We start from the raw sequence: 20,186 nt of genomic DNA on the forward strand, positions 1-20,186 counted from the left end.
AATACTGGCCAAAATTTCGCGCATGCTGAACTCTCAGCAGAAGTTCCAGACAAAGGTAAATCATAATGACGGTTAAGACTCGTTTTGCTCCCAGCCCAACTGGCTTTCTTCACGTAGGTGGTGCCCGTACCGCACTGTATTCTTGGCTTTATGCAAAAAGTCAGGGCGGAGAATTTGTACTGCGTATCGAAGATACTGACCTTGAGCGTTCAACTCAGGAAGCAGTAGATGCCATTCTGGAAGGCATGAGCTGGCTTGGACTGGATTGGGATGAAGGTCCTTACTACCAGACGAAGCGCTTTGACCGTTACAATGAAGTGGTTGAACAGCTTCTTGCCGAAGACAAAGCTTACAAATGTTACGCTTCAAAAGAGCTGCTGGACGAAATTCGTGCTGAGCAGGAAGCGAACAAAGAGATGGCTCGTTACGATGCGAACCATCCGAAGATCAAAGCGGTCAACGAAGCGGCAAAAGAGGGGGATCCTTGTGTTATCCGCTTCCGCAACCCGAAAGAAGGCAGTGTGGTCTTTGATGACCAGATCCGTGGCCGTATCGAAATCCGTAACGACCAGCTGGATGATCTGATCATTCGTCGTACAGACGGCTCGCCAACGTACAACTTCTGTGTTGTTGTTGACGACGTAGACATGGGCATTACCCACATCATCCGTGGTGAAGACCATATCAACAACACGCCTCGTCAGATCAACATCTACAAAGCAATGGGTGCGACTATCCCGACATTTGCTCACTGTGCAATGATCCTGGGCGACGATGGCGCCAAACTGTCTAAACGTCATGGCGCGGTGTCTGTAATGCAATACCGTGACGAAGGTTATCTGCCAGAAGCACTGATCAACTACCTGGTGCGCCTGGGTTGGGGTCATGGCGATCAGGAAATCTTCTCTCAGCAAGAGATGATTGAGCTGTTCAGCCTGAATGCTATTTCTAAATCGGCCTCTGCGTTTAACACTGACAAACTGTTGTGGCTGAACAACCACTACATCAAAACCTCGTCACCTGAACATGTTGCTAAGCATCTGGAATGGCATTTTGATCACCAGGGCATCAACAAAGACAATGGCCCGGCACTGACTGACATTGTTAAGCTGGTGGGTGAGCGTTGCCACACTTTGGTTGAACTGGCACAGCAGTCGCGTTACTTCTTCGAAGACTTTTCTGAATTTGAAGCAGGCGCAGCGAAGAAACATCTGCGTGGTGTCGCGAAAGAGCCTCTGGCACTGGCGCTGAGCAAGATTGAAGCCCTGACAGAGTGGAGTAGTGAAGCGCTGCATCAGGTGATTGCTGCTGTATGTGAAGAGCTGGAAATCGGCATGGGTAAAATCGGTATGCCACTGCGTGTTGCCGTGACCGGTGGTGGTCAGTCGCCTTCAGTGGATGCTGTGATGACGCTGATTGGTAAAGAGCGAGTGATTGCTCGTATCAAGCTGGCACTGGCGTACATCGAAGAGCGCGAAGCGAACGCCCAGTAAGGATAATGTCTCACCGGTTGATGCAACATCAGCCCGGTCAGTGTCCAACCTCAATGCAAAACCGCAGCTGATGGCTGCGGTTTTTTTATTTTCTCCTCTTATCATTTGGACTGCATTTGAGATAAGTTCTCGGTTTGCAAGCGTTTATATCTGAGAATTCGCAGAAAACTAACAAAACTTAACCAAATCCATATGCAACTTTTCAATGCTATTCATTATAGTTAATAGCGAAGGCCCGCTTTTTAACGGGAAGTCGGTAATGAACAGGTTCACACAGACGTTAAAGTCGCGAGTCTTACAATCACAATAATGAACCGTAAGGAATGGTTATGAAAAAGTTAGCAGCAATGGTATCCGCGTCAATGTTAGTCGCATCAACGGCCGCTATGGCCGATGTGTATGTTGGCGGTAAAGTCGGTAAAACCTGGCTTGATGATGCGTGTCACAATACTGAATCCTGTGATTTGGATGGTACAACGGCAGGTGCTTTAGTCGGTTACAACTTCAATGACTGGTTGGCTCTGGAAGGTGGTTACGATTACCTGGGTAAATTTAACGGTGCAGGCATTGATCGTGACACTGCAGAAGCATTTACAATTGCACCTAAACTGAGTGTCGGCCTGACGGATTCTCTCGATCTGTACGGTAAAGTCGGTGGTGCACGTGTATTCTACGGCCACTCTTCTGACTACTCATACCTGGGTGCTGCGGGTCTGGAATATGCAGCAACCAGCAATCTTGGTGTTCGTCTTGAGTATCAATACCTGAGTGACATTAATAATGACGTTGTACGTGCCAAAGCACATACAACCACTCTGGGTCTGGTTTACCGTTTTGGTGGTAATGATGAGCCAGCACCGGTCATGGCTCCTGTGAAACCAGCACCAGTTGCAGAGCCAGCTCCAGCACCTAAGCCACAAATCGTGACTAAAACTTTTGAGTTCCAGCGTCTGGACAGCAAAACCTTTGCTAACGACAGCGCATCGCTGAGTGCTGAGAAAAAAGCTCAGCTGGATGACCTGGTGGTCTTCATGAATGAACACCCACAGGCAAAAGTAGAAGTGACCGGTCACACCGACTCAAGCGGTCCTGAAGCCTACAACCAGAAACTGTCTGAGAAACGTGCTCAGGCTGTCGCGACAGCACTGCAAGAAAAAGGCATTGCAGCTTCTCGTATCAAAGCGACAGGTCAGGGGGAAAGCAACCCGGTTGCTTCGAACAAGACTGCAGAAGGTCGTGAGCAAAACCGCCGCGTAGAAATCGTGATTCCGGCATTTGATTACCAAGTGCAAGAATAATCGGCGATTGTTAGCACAAAGCCCACCAAAATGGTGGGCTTTTTCATTGTCTTCGCTTGACGGGTATTCAGTTGAACCTCGTTGTAACAATATCATCCGAACGGGTTATTTGAGATCAATACTGTTTAAACGGCCCATATAAACCAGTATATCGAGACAGTCTTTATGGGCTTCCAGCAGAGCCTTTTTAGTTTTAGTGTAAGCGGCTAATTTGCCATGCTTATTGATAGAGCAGACCACGCTTTTGAACGTGCAGCGACCTTTTTCATCATAGTGACGCCAGGCTGCGATGTAACAGGCATCACGGCAGTCCGGGTTATCCTGAGTCGGGCGCGGTTTATATATGATTTTAGGCTCCAGACTGTGCGGCAGTCGGGTCATCAGGTACGGGTCTTTCAGGATACGTCGCCAGTGCTGGCCCCACATTTCTCGTCCAAGCTCGTTACGCATCTTGATTGCTTTTTTTAATCCCTTTTTCTCACCAATTCGGATGTAGCCCACCGACCGATGCAAAACTTTATCATCAGGGGTGTGAATGTGAATCTTGTACGCCGTCTTGGCTTTAGAGATAAAGCGGTGACCAGTGTTGGTTTCCAGGTTACTCTTTGTCATACGCGATGCTATAGATAATATTGTTAATAGTAATAGTAGAATAAATTCCCAAGAATAGTAGCGACAGAATAGGGGGAAACTGATCGCCCTTCATCAGGGCGATGTCAGATTTGCGCGAAATGAAGCTGGCCCCCGCCACAAAAGGGACACGCAAGTTTAGAAATGGAACTGGACACACATCTTTGCAAAAAAGACTCCGCATAAAAAACAACGAATTGGCCTGGAAATTAGCCACTAAACGGACAGGGTTAATGGCGTGGGTTGTTATTTTTACCGCGGATCATTTAGGCAGGAGAGATTATTTTATAAGAGTGTAGTTGCTTATTTTTTGGTGTGAGTGGAGAGGGAGAAGTCCTAAACTTGCTTTACTATCGATGAAGGAAATTAAATGAACTCTCATTAATGAGAAACGGTAGCAGCGCTAAATCACAAAACCATTCATCATATCTATGTAATGGCTCAGCCAACCATGTGTTGTCTGTTGAGGCTCTGCTTGGCAACGCGCAATGGCTGAGAGCCACCTATCCATCGTCTGGAGTTTAATCCAAGCTGGAGGGCGTAAAGGGGCGTGTCCCGTTTATTTCTTCCTGCTTATGATTGGTACGGATATAAATACATCCCCTGAAAGAAGCTAAATCTAGTCAGAAAAAAGCATGAAAACCCAGCGATTAATCAGAAAAATTCGGCTATGTGTACTGGTATTTTAGTATTTATTGTTTTGAATTTGTCTGGTGGTTTATTCTTTAGTAAATAACCTTTTATATTGTGATGTTTTAAGTGACCTAATATATAGAATGTTGTTCTATATAGTGAATTATTTAAAAAAGAAAAAAATAGTGAAGCTTTTGTTGTTGCTTTGTATGTTTACTTCACATTTTTGCTATGGTAGTTTGCGTGCCCCAAGGAAGGACACTGTGGTTTACAGTGTGTTTAGTCAAAACTAAATAAGTGAAATCTTATTTTAATGGCTGCTAAGTCATGGTTGGTTAATTTTTATTGAGTAGTTGTACAACGTGCTTTTATTCAAAATATAACGTTGCTTATTTTTAATAATGTTAATTTAAATCTGGTCGTGTTGCGCTATGAATTATTTTTGTCATTGTTTTAAGGCATATGACTACGATGATGATTTATTGATGTGTTGTTGACAGATTACCTACTTAATATCCATTTGTTATCCGTGCTTTTTTAGAGCAAAGGCGGTTTTCCTCGGCTGCTTAATTTTATATTTAAGGTCAGTGTCTTTATGAAAAAATTAGTCATGATGTTGTTTGCTGTTGCCAGCATGACATCTTTTCCGTCAGCGTATGCTGACGATAATGATTCACCGGTTGATGTGCTGCTGATTGGTGGCGGGATCATGAGTGCGACTCTGGGCACCTACCTGCAGGAGCTGGAGCCTGAGTGGAACATGACCATGGTTGAGCGTCTGGACAATGTTGCCCAAGAAAGCTCGAATGGTTGGAACAACGCAGGTACCGGTCACTCGGCACTGATGGAACTCAACTACACGCCGCAAATGCAGGATGGTAGCGTCGATGTCACCAAAGCGGTGAAGGTGAACGAAGATTTCCAGATCAGTCGCCAGTTCTGGGCATACCAGATTGAGCAGCAAGTGATGCATAACCCGGCATCTTTTATCCGCAGTGTGAATCACATGAGTTTCGTCTGGGGTGATACCAACGTTAACTTCCTGCGCGCTCGTTACGCTGAACTGCAGAAGAATACGCTGTTCCAGAGTATGGACTATTCAGAAGATCCGGCACAGATCAAAGCCTGGGCACCTTTAGTTATGGAAGGTCGCGATCCGAATCAGAAAGTGGCGGCTACCCGCTCAGTACTCGGTACGGATGTAAACTACGGTGAAATCACTCGCCAACTGGTCAGATCGCTGCAATCGCAACCTAACTTTGACCTGCAACTGCAAACGGAGGTTCGTGGTCTGAAACAGAATACAGACGGCAGCTGGACAGTGACCGTGGCTGATCTGGCCAACGGTGAGCAGGAAAAACAGATCCACGCTAAATTCGTTTTCATTGGTGCTGGTGGTGCGTCTTTGCCGCTGCTGCAGGCATCGGGTATTCCTGAAGCGGATAACTATGGTGGTTTCCCGGTTGGTGGCCAGTTCCTGATCACGGAAAACCAGCAAGTCGTGCAACAGCATCTGGCCAAGGTGTACGGTCAGGCTGAAGTGGGCGCGCCTCCGATGTCGGTGCCGCACCTGGATGCGCGTCGTATTGATGGTAAAGAAGTGATCCTGTTTGGTCCGTTCGCTACCTTCTCAACCAAGTTCCTGAAAAACGGTTCACTGTGGGATCTTATGAGTTCGACTACTGCGGACAACCTGATGCCGATGGTACATGTGGGGCTGGATAACTTTAATCTGGTGACTTACCTGATTGGCCAGGTACTGCAGGATGATGAAGACCGTTTTGCCGAACTGCAGAAGTACTATCCGAACGCGAAAAAGAAGACTGGAAACTGTGGACAGCGGGCCAACGTGTGCAAATTATTAAGAAAGACCAAGAGAAAGGCGGTCGTCTGCAATTTGGCACTGAAGTTGTTGCTTCACAGGATAAAACCCTGGCGGCTCTGCTGGGGGCATCTCCAGGCGCGTCTACCGCAGCCCCTATCATGCTGAATGTGCTGAAATCCGTATTTAGCGAGCGTGTTGACGGTGTCTGGAACGATAAATTGAAGCAGATCATTCCTTCATTTGGTCAGCACCTGAATGGTAATGTTGAAGCGACGCTGAACGAGCTGAACTACACCAGTAAAGTACTTGGTCTGCACAAACCTCAGCAGGCGCAAGGTGATGCACCAGCGCCGGATGCTGATGCAGCGATTCCTGAGAAAGCACCGATGGCTGATATCGAGCTGTAAATCTCGCTGCCACAATGGGGCCAGATGAGTAAGGATAGGGCGCCTATCTGCCTGCGTTGCAGAGACTCGCGATAAAATAGAGTCAGATTTGAAATCCAATCCCCTTATGCTTTGTGCCTGAGGGGATTTTTCTGTATGGCCTAATCCGCGCATGAGCGGCTGGTTAATAACGTACATTCACGAGCAGGCCGACATAAGTGCCGTCAGATTCAGGCGGAACGACGAACTTATGGTGTGCCACATCTCTTTACCAGAGGCGCTCGTCTGATACGAGCTGAGGTAGCATATGAGTTGGAAAGGCTATGCTTTTAACAAGGTTATGTGTCGGGTTTTTCAGCCGTTTTATGAATATGCAGTGGATAAGGCAAGCGGTGTTATCAAGTCCAGCCTCTACGATGAGGACGAGCTGATTCGTGTACTTAAAGGGTCAGCAGCGAAGGTGACGACTATATGTCCGTGTTCATGATTGGTAGATAGAGTCGCAGATGCAGAGTGTCTTTTAACTTGGAGTTCTGTGAATAACTGTATTTTTGAGGATTTGTAACACATATTTGCCCCATTCGAAGTTACGCCTGATTAATGCACTAATTCAGAAAGTTGCTTTTTGGATTACTTTTATTCATTTTTGATCGAAATAAGAAACCAGTAAAAATTAGCCCTACTTAGCTCTCAACAAGCTAAGTTCGAATCAGTTAAACGTGGCAAAGCAAGAGTGAGTGGAGAACTCACTCTACTTCAAAGGGATACCCAATACCTAAAAACGATTAGCTAGATAGTAAAGGCAAAGTGAGTTGAGCAATTATCAATAATGGTTTTCGCTAACATCACTATTTAGTGTTTCCTTCCGCAGTCCGACATTCGAAAGTTGCATAGGTACAAAGCCAGATAGCCCTTCTACTCGTTTGAGCCAAGATTCAAGAACAGGGTAATCAGCTAAGCTTATGCCGCCTTCTGGTGCTAACTTGATATAACTGTAGAGCGCTAAGTCTGCAATAGTCGGCTTTGTTCCGACCAACCATTGGCGGCCGTTTTGGTAATTCTGAAGTTGCTTGAGTAGCTTATGTGCTTCTTGAGTGAGTGGCTCACTGTCTATGTTGCGATTAAATAAGTTCGCTGTGCGTAGTTTGGCGATTGAACCTGCTAGTCGGTGAGCGGCAAGAGAAAGACACTGCTCGATATTCGCACGTACTAGAGGCGACTCGGGAAGCCATTGCTTTTCTCTATCATAAACGGTAGCGAGATAAACCAAAATCGCGTTTGAGTCAGAAATGACGGTTTCACCATCAACTAATACTGGTATTTGACCAAACGGGTTAAGTGCCAAAAACTCTGACCGTTGATGTTCCCCAGCCGGTAAATCGACAGTAATGAGTTCAAAATCCAATTCGAGGATACTTAATAGCATGTGCACGCGGTGTGCGTGCCCTGAGATAGGGTGCCAATATAGTTTTATCATTGTTTTCTCCTAACTAGTTGTCTGTTCTATATTTAAGAATAACTTGCGAAGAAGAAAAACCCCGCTAACATGGAATGATAATTTCCAGCATGTTGATAAATTATGGACACTATCGATGGAATGAGAACAGTTGTGGCAGTAATAGAAACAGGCTCATTTACCGCTGCTTCAGAGCGTTTAGGTATTTCTAAATCTTTGACTTCCAAATACGTTAACCGCGTCGAAGAGCAGCTTGGAGTCAAACTGTTTCATCGCACTACCCGCAAGCTTTCAGTTAATCAGTCTGGCCAAGAATACTACCTTCAAGCACAACAAGTTTTGGCTAAGTTTGACCAGCTATATCATCAGCTTAACTCAAATAATAAAGAGGCTTCGGGGCCTTTGCGTGTAACAGCTTCACAGGGTTTTGCAGAGGAATTATTAAGCCCACTTATTCCTGAGTTTCACGCTCGATATCCAGATATTCAGATTGATATCATCGTTACCAACCAAAAACTGGATTTAGTGGAGCAAGGCATAGACATCGCTTTCCGTGCCAGTGAACTCGAAGACTCCAACTTAAGATATCGTAAGGTAATGTCACTTCAAAGTTCAGTGTATGCCGCACCTGACTTAGCAAAACAGTATCGGCATGATATGGAATTGAAACAATTGCCATGCCTTATAGATAACAATCTTCACTCCACAGCTCGTTGGCCTGTGGCCAGTGCTTTGAACCAGAGCAATACTGGTAATAGTCTCACCGTACGAGCCGTTTTCAAAAGTAATAGTCCACGGCTTATTCGCCAGTTGACGCTCTCAGCAGTCGGAGCAAGCTATCAACCCGATATTATCGCTGCACCTTATGTGAAAAAGGGATTATTGCAAAAGCTTGATATCGGTTTTAAACCACTTAAGTATCCGTTAAACGCTCTCTACCGTGGAGGTGTTTATCAACCTGAATGAGTGAAAGCCTTTTTAGATTTTGTTATTGATAAACTTGGTGCAATTGATTGAAAGCAGCAGATACGCGCTGGCACATATCTGCTCCATTGTTCGTTAAAGCGAAACCTCACTAGAAAGCGATACCAGTGAGGTTTCAATACATTAAATTATAACACTTCGGAAAACGTTACTAGAGGTACGCGAGGTGATGCAGCATTCAAAGCAATTTTATGAATCATCGCATCTGTAGTTGTGCAACAATCTTCAATAATTGAAACTTTATATTTTTCTGCTTTCTTTGATATAGCTGTATGCGTAACGCAATTTTGTGTCATCATCCCACATATCAGTAACACGTCAATATCTAATTTTTCCAGTGATTTCTCTAACTGAGTTTGATAAAAGCTATCTGCATGCTGTTTATGTACGATTTCTGCATTAGGGCATATCGCGATTATTTCTGGGTGGATATTCGCTCCTTCACTACCTTTTTCAAAGAAAGGTGCCATTCCTTTAGGAGCTGAAGATACATGTTGGATAAGAAAGATCGGAACATGCTGTTGGTTAGCTTTAGCAATTAATTCTTTAATGTTTATCAGGATCTTATCTGTGTTCCATAATGGGAATTTACCTTTAGGGAAGTAATCATTTTGTATATCAATTATAAGTAACGCAGTTTTGTTCATTTTTGATCTCCTGTTTTTTTAACTTTTTGTTCAGGAAAATTATGAGCAACTTGCTGTAGTCTTTTTAGTGGTTAAAATGACATAAAAAGGGCAAAAATCGACATGTATAGAGATTCGTATGACAAAAATATCCATTGGAATTTGTGAGTATCCTTCAGTATTGAAGTCTGCGGTTTTTGGTCTTGAAGAGATGTTTTTGCTTGCAAGCAGAGTTTGTCGAGAACAAAGGATTGAGGTCTTATTTGAACCAGTCATTATTTCGCATGATGAGTTGATAGAGGATAGTTTTACCGTTGTTTTTCTACCGCCAGCTTCAATAGACGATTATTACTTGGCACCTGAAGCCGAACTTATTGAATGGCTTAGAAAGCAGTATTCCAAAGGTACAGTTCTATCATCTGCTTGCGCGGGGGGTATTTATTCTGGCCGCAACGAACTTGCTTGGTAAAAGAGAAGTGACAACCCATTGGGCGTTAGCAGAAACATTTGCCAGAATGTTTACGGAGATTCCACTTAACAGTAATAAGATATTGATCGATCACGGTGACATAGTGACGGCGGGCGGTATGATGTCGTGGCTGGATCTCGGGTTTGAACTGGTCTCTAAATATTCCTCACCTCGGGTTGTTCGCCAACTTGGTAAAACACTTGTTATCGATACTGCGCAGAGAGAACAGAGCTATTATCAACAATTCAAACCATCGTTCGATCATGGTGATTTGGTGATTGTTTCGGTTCAACAAATAATGCATCAAGGTTATACAGAACCGTTATCGATACATCAGCTAGCGAAGCAAGTAAGCATGACTGAACGTACTATGCAAAGACGGTTCCTAAAGGCTACGGGTTACAACCCAAATCAGTATTTGCAGCGTCTCAGAATACAGAATGCATGTGATTACTTGGAAAGTACAAAGCATTCATTTGAATGGATAGCCAATCAAGTTGGTTACGAAGATATCAGTGCATGTCGAAAGGCCTTTATCAATATTGTTGGATTAACTCCACGAGAGTTTCGAAAGAGATTTTCCTGATACAAAATCGGTTGGTAGTTAAGGTACGACAGAATCGCTTGGTGATCACAGGTTGCAGACCATTGCCGTAACTTATCTCTGCCCCTTTCTGGTGTAGCGTCGAATCCAATACACATTCTGCCAATGTGCGTTTGGCTTACTAAAATTTATCCGACGAAGTCTGAATGTTAGACTTTCTAAAATTATGCGCCATTTTACAGTCTAACATCCCATACTTCTAGCTAACGTGCTGATTATCAATTGAACTACGATAAGAAACACCGCATTATAGAACGACAAAAGACGGCTAACAGTCGTATAGAAAGCGTTATACACCAACGGATTCAATTTCTAGAGGTATTGGCATGAAATCTATTAATATAGTAACTCTCCCAGTCTATAGAATCGAAAAACAAAAGTACTACGCTCAACGAGAACTATTTGTAGAAAAATCGATATTTGGTGGACCAGATGGGCAGTTTAAAAGAGAGTATGCTATCAAAGACCCGCATTGGTTTACTCGTTTTAGCGCACACCTATGTGATGCTTACGGTGGAGCATGGGACTTTAATGAGGTGATTGGGTACATAGAGATACATATTATGGGCAATCAAATACGTGGTAAATATTGGCAGGATAATAAGAAACGTTTTGTAAAATCACGTAGAAAGCAATTTAAATATGTGACTCATAAATTAGTACCTGAAGTGAGTTTTTCTCGTTCGTCGGATAGTGATCAGATTTATCAAGCAGTTTTAGAATATGTTTCGCATTGTCAACGATACCTCAAGCAACGTTATATTGACCAAAGTAATCTGACCAACATCGGAAAGTATATGGACTGGAAATCGCTGATAAACGGTGTATAGCAAACAACTTAAATGGGACAGAAACACGCACGATTTTGGGTTCGGATTGTTTTTAGGGTTCCGGCTGATGCGGTTGAGTGAATGGGTTTTGGTTTTTGCCCTTTAGTTGGGCTAAGCGTATTCGGGAGGTTATTAGATTGAAATATAACATTGTTGAAAATTATTGTGTTGAGCTGCAGAATCTATATAGCTCAATTCAGTTCTCGCTGAAAGAAGATAATGATTTTAGTTTTTTTCTAATTTGTTATATGTATAAGCTAAATCAGCATATGAACTCTATTAGTAAATTAACACCTTCACCAGATGTACAACTCCTAGCCCGAACGATGATTGAGACATTAATGCAAATGCTGTGGGTTGCTCATAAACCTGAAGAACGTTCATCAATGTGGCGTAGGTTTGTATTTATAGATGATTGGTATAAGTTACAAAATTTATTAGATAAAGGTGAATATGTTTCACCTGAAGATCGTATTACAGTCGAAAATGCATTTGAATTGGTCAAACATGAATATCTAACGAAAAGTAAAAAAAGTATTCATCGAGATTGGAAAAAAGGTACCAAAATTCACGAAATGGCGAAGGATGTTAAAGCCGGCGAGTTATATACAGTTTTGTACTCAAGTTTTTCTGATTGGGTTCATGGTGGGCCATCTTCCCTTGCATATCAGGTGGAGTTTACTGATGAAATGGAACTTATAATTGGTAGCAATGTTCCGCATTTTGTAAACGCTAGTTTGAGTGCTGCATTTCAATGTCTTTATCAAGCTCTTCAAGTTTGTACTCAACATTTTTCCTTGGGGTTGGACGAACAGCTTAAGAATATATATGAGCAATATATTAATGAAATGACAGTGGAAAGTTACGCTTAACAAGGCAATCAAGATGATGCATTACACTCGGCATTTGTGGTGTGGAGTTCAGTGTGCTTTGCTAGTTCAGTGAGGCACATCTTATTGCAGGCGTTATGCACTAATGGGTTAAAATTAAATAGGTTGTACTGAATGGCGAATATAAAAGATGTAAATAACTTCAAATGTAAGGTTTTTGAACCTGAGACAGCTGAATTGTCGCACAGAGAACTTAAAGGGATGCTGAGGCAACTCTACGAATACTACCCCAAGACCGTATCATCTGATGGAACCCGCAAGCCCTATGATGCAAATAGCGATTACTCAAAACAGTGGTTTCAGTGCTACAACCATTTGCTCATGTTGATAAATATGCGTAAACAAGAAAGGAAATTTAATATTTCAATTTGGCTTTCAATCTTGGCTTTGGCAGTATCAATTATAGGAACTATTATTCGTTTATCAGCAATTAATTGATCGTGCATAACAATCCATCAAGGAATCAACATATTTTTCCTAATATGACAGAAGCGCTTTAGAGCATAAATTCTGAATCGTTTCTGTCCAATTGCGTAGCTAACTTGGCTCGCTCATGTTCTTCCCTATGCCTAGCATCTAGGCTTAATTGGCATTTATCGCGACAATCATCGCCAAGTTTCTAAAACCGGCTCGCCTAGTACTTGATACCTTTTATTTTTGCCAATTTGCGATTTTAATCTGCTACACCGAGAACCAAAAACACCAAAGGCTTAGGTATTAATGATACCTAAGCCTTTGTTTTATATGGCGCTCCCGACAGGATTTGAACCTGTGACCTGCCCCTTAGGAGGGGGCCGCGCTATCCAGCTGTGCCACGGGAGCGGAGAAAGAATATACTACCCAATTATTTGAATAAATTCATGTTTTCAAATCACAATCATAACTGTTTGTGCATTACGTCGCCAACTTGAATACTGGAAGCCAGCTCCGGCTGATCTACGGTCAGTTCTGCATTGGTGTCATAGACACGGCTTACGGTCAGGGTGATTTCGCTTTGTGACACCTTGTTACGCGGCAACCCGTTTTGATCGATAAAGGCACCGGTGTGCCACAGTTGCAACTTATCGCCCTCTCTGACACCGTGAATTCTACCCAAATCCATGCTCACGGTATTGCCAAATTTAGCCACCACCTCTGGCAGGGTAATTTTGCAGGAGATTTGTGATTCCAGATCCAGCATGATATCCCGGCTGACCTGAAGCAGCATCTGACCGTAAGTGGATGTCCAGAAGCGGGCGCTGCGGGTATCGACCTGGCTGGTTTTAGCAAATGGCCAGTTGGCCACTTCGCGGTAGTTACCTTGATACACTTCGCTGCCGGTTTTGCCGTCAAACACATGCAGTTCGAGCGCGAACTGACGGTTAATCACATCATCCTGGAAGGTGCCCTGATCGACGGTTGCGGTCAGGTCGGTAATCACTCCGCCAACCAGGTACTGAGCTCCTGAGTCCTGAGCCAGCATTTTGATCCGCTCCGGGTTGCGGGCATCAATATCATAGTCTGTGGTGCCAACCGACATAAAACTGTGCGAGTCCTGCTCGATCTGGCGATTGAGGATATGGGCGAAGTCATCGCCGACATCGTAGATCTGACCCATCACGGCTTGCTGGGGAGAGGCAACATCAATATTGCCGATCATAAAGGTCTTTTTATAGTTACTGATGTGGCAAGCTGTTGCCGACGGATAAATATCAATCCGGGCGCGCACCTGCATCACGTTCCCGACCACAAGGCGTTTTTCCACCAGAATCGAGCGTACCTCATGATTAGCAAACAGATATTCGCGCCGGTTGTCCTCCAGCAACGGTAACAGGTTACTGATACTGCCAATATCTGCCCCGGCAAAATTTACCGCTTTATAGATGGCATCTTCCAATGCATGCAGTCTGGCCGATTCTTCGGAGGCAACAATGGCCGAGGTTCCGGTAACCTCATACCAGGCTGCGTGGGCTGCAGGAATCCAAAGTGACAATAAAAGCATTGAAACTAAAGAATAAATGTTTTTTTTTCATCGTAATTTACCAGTCAGGTACAAATTTTGCTTTTTAATTTTCAGCTGATGTAGGCATTTGCTGTTCAAAGTGGTCTCAGCTTAGAAAAGCAAAGAGCGTTCCAGTTTTGTCACAGAGAGTGAAATTGAACGTGTCGCCTTAGTATATCTGGAGATGAAGATAATGAAAAAATGGCTTTGCTTAGTGCCGGCGATGATGCTGACTGCCTGCTCTTATGCCCCGATCTATAACGGCAAAGAGTCATACGGTGGTTCGCAGTTTATGTTGATGGAGAGTCCGCGCCACACCCTGGACTTCTTTGTGGACAGCTTGACCGAAGATCTGGTCGAATCGAATACCAGTGTGACTGCCCGTACACCGATTGCAATTACCTCTTTTGTCGATTTGCAGAATATGGATACCACTAACTGGCTGGGCAACTCGGTCTCGGAAGGGTTGATTTATCAGTTCCAGCGCCGTGGGTTTAAAGTGGTGGATTTCAAAACCACAGGTTCCATTCAGGTCACTCAACAAGGTGATTTTGCTTTCAGTCGTGAATGGAAAGATCTGGCCCAGCAGCAAGAGATTCAGTATGTTCTGACCGGGACCATGTTGCGTCAGGAAGGTGGCGTACTGATTAACGCCCGAGTGGTTGGTATGCAGTCACGGATCGTTGTGGCTACCGCGCAAGGCTTTTTACCGGCGGATCGTATTGGCCGCGATCTGGATACGCTGAACAGTATGCGTACTCAGGATGGGGTGTTAATTCGGTCCGATCCAACCATGACTCAACCATACACTGTGATTTTGCGTCCCTAGGAGGAAAGGATGAAATACGGATTACTCGTACTGCTGGCCGCTGTGATGGCCTTATCCGGATGTCAGCCGCTCCAGACTTTGCGCGCGGATGAGTGGTTGACTGCGGTGGGTTACGCCAATATTAATGAACAGCGTGGCCGCGATACGGCAGAGAAGCAGGTTCGCGCGATGCGCGCATCGAAAATCGATGCTTATCGTGAACTCGCTGAACAGGTGTATGGCATGCGCGTCAGTGGGCGTTCGCAATTGCAGGATCAGCGAATGGGGACTGAACTGACGGCTGGTGCTGTTGATGGTGTGATCCGCGGTGCGGAAGTGGTGCGTAGTTATAAAGTCGGCGACAATTACGTGACTGAGCTGCGTCTCGATATTCGTAAGATGGATCGTCTGCGCGACTACGGTGAAGTGCAGCAGGTGCCGGAAAATCGTCAGCAAACATTATTCTAAGCGGCACACTCTCATCTCTCCAGATAACAAAAAAGCGGCGCTCGACAGCCGCTTTTTTGTTATCTGTTACGCAGTTTATGCCCTGATGCGGTCAGGCTTTAATATTGGTGCCTAAGGTCGATACGGTATGAGTTTGACCGGTCGCGTTGTAAGTCATGCCGATTTTACCGTGACTTTGTTGCATCAGATTATTCAATTTGTTGAAACTTAGCTGAGCACGATTTAGTGCCTCGCCGTTGACGGCATTAGCTTGTTGGCACTCTTGTACCAGACTGCGGATTTGTTCGACCAGATTCGCCAAGTATTCATCTTCTGTCAGGCTCGGAACATGAGGATGATTGGAAATGCGTTGGTCGGTCTGTTGCAACTGGCCGACTAGGGTGATTTTCTGTTTCGCCAGCGCTTCTATATCCGCGGCAACACGGCCGGTGATGGCAATTTTTTCCTGCTCCAGTAACGCGGACAGCTCCTGGGCGTTTTTGAGCTGAAACTCGACTAAGTCTTTCAATGCTGCCATGACTTCATCACCTTTTTGCCGGACTGAGTATCAGCTTACAGGCCACCCAGTTCATTTTCAAATTTGATCATATTGTCGGCCAGTTTTTCCGGATCGACTTTGTACGAGCCGTTCGCAATCGCTTCTTTGATTGCAGCGACTTTGGCGCTGTCGAAACTCGGCGTCGCGGCCATTTCGTTATGCATTTCACCGATTGCTTTGCCCTGAGAGCTCAGCGATACCGCATCGTTACGCGGTTGAGAACTCTGACTGACTGAGCCAGAAGTTGTTGATGATGCATTAGATTCTGAACGCGCAGGGCTTCGGCTCGTTGTCGTCAACGAGTTTCCTGAGCGAATGTTATCAATGCCTGCCATATTTTTGAGCCTTATAAAACTATGAACGTGTACCGTCAATATCGACTGTTGAGCGACGAACTTTAGCTTTTTCTTAACAGTCGGGTAAATTTCCCTGCGTTGAGTAGAGGCAGCTAAAATCGTACGGTGACTTCACCTATTCCGCTGACTTGAGCATCTATTATACGGTTAGATTTGCTATTTTTCACTTTTATCTGTTCGCCAAAGGTCCCGTCCGACAATGCGGTGCCTTCGGTTGTGATGCTCATCCCGCCGCTGACGGCGCGGATACGTACGTTTTCATTACGGCAAACCACACAGACATCATTTTGCTCGATGACATCACCTAACTTAAGGTTTTTCTTGGTCTTTGCTCCGACCACCAGATCCGGAGAGGAAAAACCTTGCCGTCTGAAGCGCAGCAGATCTACCATACTCATCGTCACATTATGAGCTGTGATGATTTGGCCGCGGGTCAGCGGTGTTAGTGCGGTGACCATGGGAACCGTTACCGTTAATTTGACCGGAACATAGACTTTCCAGTTATCAGGCTCACATTCTACTAACACAGTGATCGCACTGGCAGAGCCGTTGTTAGATGATGATGAGGTCTGCAGTGGCGCAGGGCAGTCGGTGGCAAAAATACGCTCATCGATATTGGCGGCACTGACATCCAGCTCGCTGCCGGCCGGTGTATCCACGTTGCTCAAAACGTGCTGCTGAGCGGCTTGCTGAATCTGAACAATTTGTTCTGGTGTTGCACTGTGCACAGAAAGACTAAAGAAAACGCACAAAAAGCCGATACAGGTATAATAAAAGTGGCAGAAAGCTCTACACTTACGTTTGGTATGTTGGCATACACGGGTATTCGAAATCATGGTTCGGTTCTCTGGTTTCTTCATAGCCTTAGGTAGGTTATCACTTTTTTACATAAAAATGTTTAAGATGGAGATGTGCATATGACGGGTATTCTTGATTCTGTGAATCAACGTACGCAACTCGTCGGTCAAAACCGACTGGAATTACTAACCTTCCGTCTGAACGGACGCCAACGTTATGGCATTAACGTATTTAAGGTGAAAGAAGTTCTCCAGTGCCCTCGTTTGACTGCAATGCCTAATTTGCATCGACTGGTAAAAGGCGTTGCGCACATCCGTGGTCAGACCGTATCGGTGATTGATTTGAGTCTGGCGATTGGTGGCCGTCCGACCACCGAAATTGACAAAAGTTTTGTGGTCATTGCCGAGTTCAACCGCACGATTCAGGCTTTCCTGGTCAGCTCAGTTGAACGTATTATCAACATGCGTTGGGAAGCCATTTTGCCACCACCGGAAGGGGCTGGTAAAGGTAACTACCTGACTGCGGTGACCAATATTGATAACGAGCTGGTAGAAATTCTCGACGTAGAGAAAATTCTGGCCGAGATCGCTCCGGTGAATGAAGTGATGGATGCCAGCATTGGCGAGCAGATTGCTCATGCCGAGCAGGAAAAAGAAATCGTACGCCGTATACTGATTGCGGACGACTCGAGTGTGGCACGCAAACAGGTGCAACGTGCGATTGAGTCGATTGGATTTGAGTGTATCCTGGCCAAAGATGGCAAAGATGCTCATCAGCAATTGGCCAATATGGCTAAAGAGGGGAGCATTTACGATCAGATTTCTCTGGTTATTTCAGACATTGAAATGCCGGAAATGGATGGTTATACCCTGACTGCTGAAATTCGTCGTAACCCGGCTCTTAAAGACTTGTATGTTATTCTTCACTCGTCACTGAGTGGTGTATTCAACCAGGCGATGGTTGAGCGAGTCGGTGCGAATTCGTTCATTGCGAAATTTAACCCGGATGAACTGGGTAACGCAGTGAAAAAGGCTTTAGTAGAATAAAGAGAACTGAATGACTGCGATAACTATCAGCGATCAAGAATATCGTGATTTCTGCCGTTTTCTGGAATCTCAGTGCGGCATCGTGCTGGGAGACAGTAAACAGTACCTGGTCAGAAGTCGTCTGAGTCCGCTTGTCAGCAAATTCAAGCTGGCATCGCTATCCGATCTGCTGCGTGATGTTACAACCGGCCGCAACCGAGAGTTGCGTGTCGCCGCAGTGGACGCGATGACGACCAATGAAACCTTATGGTTCCGTGATACCTATCCATACACAGTTTTGGCCGATAAGCTGTTGCCTGAACTGGCCAAGAACAAGCGTCCGATCAAAATCTGGTCTTCGGCCAGTTCTTCTGGTCAGGAGCCTTACTCTATGGCGATGACCGTGTTGGAAGTACAGCAACGTCGTCCTGGTGTGTTACCCAGCGTGTCTATTACTGCAACCGATATCTCGACCAGTATGCTGGATATGTGCCGGGCCGGTGTGTATGACAACCTGGCTCTGGGGCGTGGTCTTTCTCCGGAGCGCCGTCGCACCTTCTTTGAAGACGCCGGTGATGGCCGGATGAAGATCAAAGACAACGTCAAGCGAATGGTTAACTTCCGCCCGCAGAACCTGATGGAAAGCTATAGCTTGCTGGGCAAGTTCGACATTATTTTCTGTCGAAATGTCTTGATTTACTTCTCGCCAGAGATGAAGTCCAAAGTACTTAATCAAATGGCAAGCAGCCTTAATCCCGGTGGCTACCTGCTGCTTGGGGCATCAGAATCTCTGACCGGTCTGACTGACCGTTTTGAGATGGTGCGCTGTAACCCAGGTATCATCTATAAGCTCAAATAAGCTATAAGCTCAAATAAGCGTTATACCTCACCGATAAGCCCGGCAAATTGCCGGGCTTTTTGTTTGCCGCTGTACTCGCCCGTGACTCCTCACCATTGCCGCCGGCAAGCGCTTGTGCGATCGGCTTAAGGTGTGTGTCCGGTTAAAGATGACGGCTATACTAAGGAGGCAAAGGTGCGCTGCAGGCTTGCCGCCGGGCTGACATTCCCCCGGTGGCGGCTTGGTAAAATAGGGTTGGATGAAAACATTACCGGATATGGTTTTTGCTCAGCGCTCTGGCGTGTATTTTGCAAAACAGCAAGGGATGATGATGTGGTCAATGTGTATTATTAAAGTTGGTACGCTAATTGCTATAAATTCATCAGTAACGGTCAGTTCTATCAAAGAGGCACAGTATGGCTATTTCTTTTGACAATGCACTCGGTATCCACCAGTACACGGTGGGTGTGCGTGAACGTAATGCGGAAGTGATTGCTTCTAACATTGCGCAAGCAAACACTCCTGGGTTCAAAGCAAAAGGAATGGACTTCCAGAAGGCGTTGCAGGCGGCAAGTTCGGAGGCAAGCATTGGTCTTAGCCTTACCGATGGTCGGCATATTCCTGCCTCTGCGAATGTGACAGGGGAAATGCTTTACCGTCTTCCGACACAACCTGACACTGGTGATGGCAATACGGTGGATGTGGATCTGGAGCGTAACTTGTTTATGCAAAACCAGATGCGTCACCAGGCATCACTCGATTTCTTAGGCAGCAAGTTTAAGAACTTAACCAAAGCTATCAAAGGGGAATAATTAGATGAGCTTATTTAATGTGTTCAATGTGACTGGTTCTGCAATGAGTGCTGAATCTGTTCGTCTAAATACCACTTCGAGCAACCTGGCGAATGCGGACAGTATCAGCAGCTCTGCAAAAGATACTTACAAAGCTCGTCATGCGGTGTTTGGCGCTGAGTTAAGTAAGGCACGTTATAACCATGATGTGAATGTGCCAGTCAAAGTGTTGGGCATTGTAGAAAGCGATAAACCGCTTACCGCGGAATTTAACCCGGATCACCCACTTGCTAATGACGAAGGTTATATCTACAAGCCTAACGTCAACGTGATGGAAGAAATGGCCAATATGATCTCAGCATCCCGCGCATACCAAAGTAATGTTCAGGTCGCTGAGGCGAGTAAACAAATGCTGCTGCGTACGCTGCAGATGGGTCAATAAGGATAAGGAGGTAGCGA

At 45.2% G+C, this 20,186-nt stretch carries 21 protein-coding genes, 1 tRNA gene and 2 pseudogenes; 16 read left to right on the plus strand and 8 right to left on the minus strand.

Translation table 11 applies throughout. The features are described 5' to 3' along the window. Positions 1-65 precede the first annotated feature (65 nt). Positions 66-1,493 (plus strand): glutamate--tRNA ligase, encoded by a 1,428-nt coding sequence (gltX, locus tag KNV97_RS06810; RefSeq protein ID WP_136482319.1) that lies wholly within the window; start codon positions 66-68, stop codon positions 1,491-1,493. 329 nt (positions 1,494-1,822) lie between these two features. Next, complete coding sequence (locus KNV97_RS06815; RefSeq protein ID WP_136482321.1) at positions 1,823-2,791, plus strand: OmpA family protein; 969 nt, start codon at positions 1,823-1,825, stop codon at positions 2,789-2,791. 105 nt (positions 2,792-2,896) lie between these two features. Here the strand turns inward: KNV97_RS06815 and KNV97_RS06820 are convergent, their stop codons facing one another. Then, on the minus strand, positions 2,897-3,403 hold the full coding sequence (locus KNV97_RS06820; RefSeq protein ID WP_136482323.1) for a Fe3+-citrate ABC transporter substrate-binding protein: 507 nt from the start codon (positions 3,401-3,403) through the stop codon (positions 2,897-2,899). 1,285 nt (positions 3,404-4,688) lie between these two features. Here KNV97_RS06820 and KNV97_RS06825 point away from each other — a divergent pair. Both KNV97_RS06825 and KNV97_RS06830 read left to right on the plus strand, forming a co-directional pair. Then, a pseudogene (locus tag KNV97_RS06825) lies at positions 4,689-5,897 on the plus strand (malate:quinone oxidoreductase); the annotation flags it as partial. A gap of 8 nt (positions 5,898-5,905) precedes the next feature. Beyond that, the gene (locus KNV97_RS06830) at positions 5,906-6,286 is read left to right on the plus strand and encodes a malate:quinone oxidoreductase (protein WP_256612543.1); all 381 of its coding nucleotides are present in this window, start codon (positions 5,906-5,908) and stop codon (positions 6,284-6,286) included. An 802-nt stretch (positions 6,287-7,088) separates the two neighbouring features. On the opposite strand, the gene KNV97_RS06835 is transcribed toward KNV97_RS06830, so the two are convergent. After that, positions 7,089-7,742 (minus strand): glutathione S-transferase family protein, encoded by a 654-nt coding sequence (locus tag KNV97_RS06835; RefSeq protein WP_218562778.1) that lies wholly within the window; start codon positions 7,740-7,742, stop codon positions 7,089-7,091. A gap of 102 nt (positions 7,743-7,844) precedes the next feature. On the opposite strand from KNV97_RS06835, the gene KNV97_RS06840 reads away from it, so the two are divergent. Next, complete coding sequence (locus KNV97_RS06840; protein ID WP_256612545.1) at positions 7,845-8,687, plus strand: LysR family transcriptional regulator; 843 nt, start codon at positions 7,845-7,847, stop codon at positions 8,685-8,687. Between the two features lie 146 nt (positions 8,688-8,833). Here KNV97_RS06840 and KNV97_RS06845 read toward each other — a convergent pair whose 3' ends face one another. Beyond that, positions 8,834-9,352, minus strand: coding sequence for a cysteine hydrolase family protein (locus KNV97_RS06845; RefSeq protein WP_218562779.1), 519 nt, complete (start codon positions 9,350-9,352; stop codon positions 8,834-8,836). Positions 9,353-9,470: 118 nt separating this feature from the next. Between KNV97_RS06845 and KNV97_RS06850 the strand changes: the two are divergent. The 4 genes and pseudogenes from KNV97_RS06850 (at position 9,471) to KNV97_RS06865 (ending at position 12,562) form a co-directional block, all read left to right on the plus strand. Then, positions 9,471-10,386: pseudogene (locus KNV97_RS06850) on the plus strand (GlxA family transcriptional regulator). A gap of 344 nt (positions 10,387-10,730) precedes the next feature. Beyond that, positions 10,731-11,234 (plus strand): hypothetical protein, encoded by a 504-nt coding sequence (locus tag KNV97_RS06855; protein ID WP_218562780.1) that lies wholly within the window; start codon positions 10,731-10,733, stop codon positions 11,232-11,234. Between the two features lie 137 nt (positions 11,235-11,371). Next, on the plus strand, positions 11,372-12,106 hold the full coding sequence (locus tag KNV97_RS06860) for a DUF5677 domain-containing protein (RefSeq protein WP_218562781.1): 735 nt from the start codon (positions 11,372-11,374) through the stop codon (positions 12,104-12,106). Positions 12,107-12,238: 132 nt separating this feature from the next. Then, on the plus strand, positions 12,239-12,562 hold the full coding sequence (locus KNV97_RS06865) for a hypothetical protein (RefSeq protein WP_218562782.1): 324 nt from the start codon (positions 12,239-12,241) through the stop codon (positions 12,560-12,562). Between the two features lie 307 nt (positions 12,563-12,869). Here KNV97_RS06865 and KNV97_RS06870 read toward each other — a convergent pair. Both KNV97_RS06870 and KNV97_RS06875 read right to left on the minus strand, forming a co-directional pair. Continuing rightward, positions 12,870-12,946, minus strand: a tRNA-Arg gene (locus KNV97_RS06870). A gap of 55 nt (positions 12,947-13,001) precedes the next feature. Further along, positions 13,002-14,105, minus strand: a complete 1,104-nt coding sequence (locus tag KNV97_RS06875; protein ID WP_218562783.1) for a flagellar assembly protein FlgT — start codon at positions 14,103-14,105, stop codon at positions 13,002-13,004. Positions 14,106-14,298: 193 nt separating this feature from the next. Here KNV97_RS06875 and KNV97_RS06880 point away from each other — a divergent pair, with 193 nt between their 5' ends. Both KNV97_RS06880 and flgP read left to right on the plus strand, forming a co-directional pair. Next, positions 14,299-14,934, plus strand: a complete 636-nt coding sequence (locus tag KNV97_RS06880; RefSeq protein WP_136482331.1) for a FlgO family outer membrane protein — start codon at positions 14,299-14,301, stop codon at positions 14,932-14,934. A gap of 9 nt (positions 14,935-14,943) precedes the next feature. After that, positions 14,944-15,381, plus strand: coding sequence for a flagellar assembly lipoprotein FlgP (flgP, locus tag KNV97_RS06885; RefSeq protein ID WP_136482333.1), 438 nt, complete (start codon positions 14,944-14,946; stop codon positions 15,379-15,381). A 91-nt stretch (positions 15,382-15,472) separates the two neighbouring features. Here flgP and KNV97_RS06890 read toward each other — a convergent pair whose 3' ends face one another. The 3 genes from KNV97_RS06890 to flgA all read right to left on the minus strand — a co-directional run bounded on the left by KNV97_RS06890 (position 15,473) and on the right by flgA (position 17,135). Further along, a complete protein-coding gene (locus KNV97_RS06890) occupies positions 15,473-15,898 on the minus strand; it encodes a flagella synthesis protein FlgN (RefSeq protein WP_136482335.1) in 426 nt (141 codons plus the stop codon). A 35-nt stretch (positions 15,899-15,933) separates the two neighbouring features. Next, positions 15,934-16,254, minus strand: a complete 321-nt coding sequence (flgM, locus tag KNV97_RS06895) for a flagellar biosynthesis anti-sigma factor FlgM (RefSeq protein WP_136482337.1) — start codon at positions 16,252-16,254, stop codon at positions 15,934-15,936. A gap of 113 nt (positions 16,255-16,367) precedes the next feature. Continuing rightward, a complete protein-coding gene (gene flgA / locus KNV97_RS06900; protein WP_218562784.1) occupies positions 16,368-17,135 on the minus strand; it encodes a flagellar basal body P-ring formation chaperone FlgA in 768 nt (255 codons plus the stop codon). A gap of 57 nt (positions 17,136-17,192) precedes the next feature. Between flgA and KNV97_RS06905 the strand changes: the two genes are divergently transcribed. The 5 genes from KNV97_RS06905 to flgC all read left to right on the plus strand — a co-directional run bounded on the left by KNV97_RS06905 (position 17,193) and on the right by flgC (position 20,169). Continuing rightward, complete coding sequence (locus tag KNV97_RS06905; protein WP_136482341.1) at positions 17,193-18,119, plus strand: chemotaxis protein CheV; 927 nt, start codon at positions 17,193-17,195, stop codon at positions 18,117-18,119. A 10-nt stretch (positions 18,120-18,129) separates the two neighbouring features. Then, entirely contained in the window at positions 18,130-18,957 is an 828-nt protein-coding gene (locus tag KNV97_RS06910) for a protein-glutamate O-methyltransferase (RefSeq protein WP_136482343.1), read from the plus strand. A gap of 238 nt (positions 18,958-19,195) precedes the next feature. Further along, the gene (locus tag KNV97_RS06915) at positions 19,196-19,369 is read left to right on the plus strand and encodes a hypothetical protein (protein ID WP_218562785.1); all 174 of its coding nucleotides are present in this window, start codon (positions 19,196-19,198) and stop codon (positions 19,367-19,369) included. After that, positions 19,353-19,748 (plus strand): flagellar basal body rod protein FlgB, encoded by a 396-nt coding sequence (gene flgB, locus KNV97_RS06920; RefSeq protein WP_136482347.1) that lies wholly within the window; start codon positions 19,353-19,355, stop codon positions 19,746-19,748. Before KNV97_RS06915 ends, flgB begins: the two co-directional genes overlap by 17 nt. Positions 19,749-19,752: 4 nt before the next feature. Beyond that, on the plus strand, positions 19,753-20,169 hold the full coding sequence (gene flgC, locus KNV97_RS06925; protein ID WP_136482349.1) for a flagellar basal body rod protein FlgC: 417 nt from the start codon (positions 19,753-19,755) through the stop codon (positions 20,167-20,169). Positions 20,170-20,186: the final 17 nt, after the last annotated feature.

Source organism: Vibrio ostreae (assembly GCF_019226825.1).
In the GTDB taxonomy this organism is placed as follows: Bacteria; Pseudomonadota; Gammaproteobacteria; order Enterobacterales; family Vibrionaceae; genus Vibrio; species Vibrio ostreae.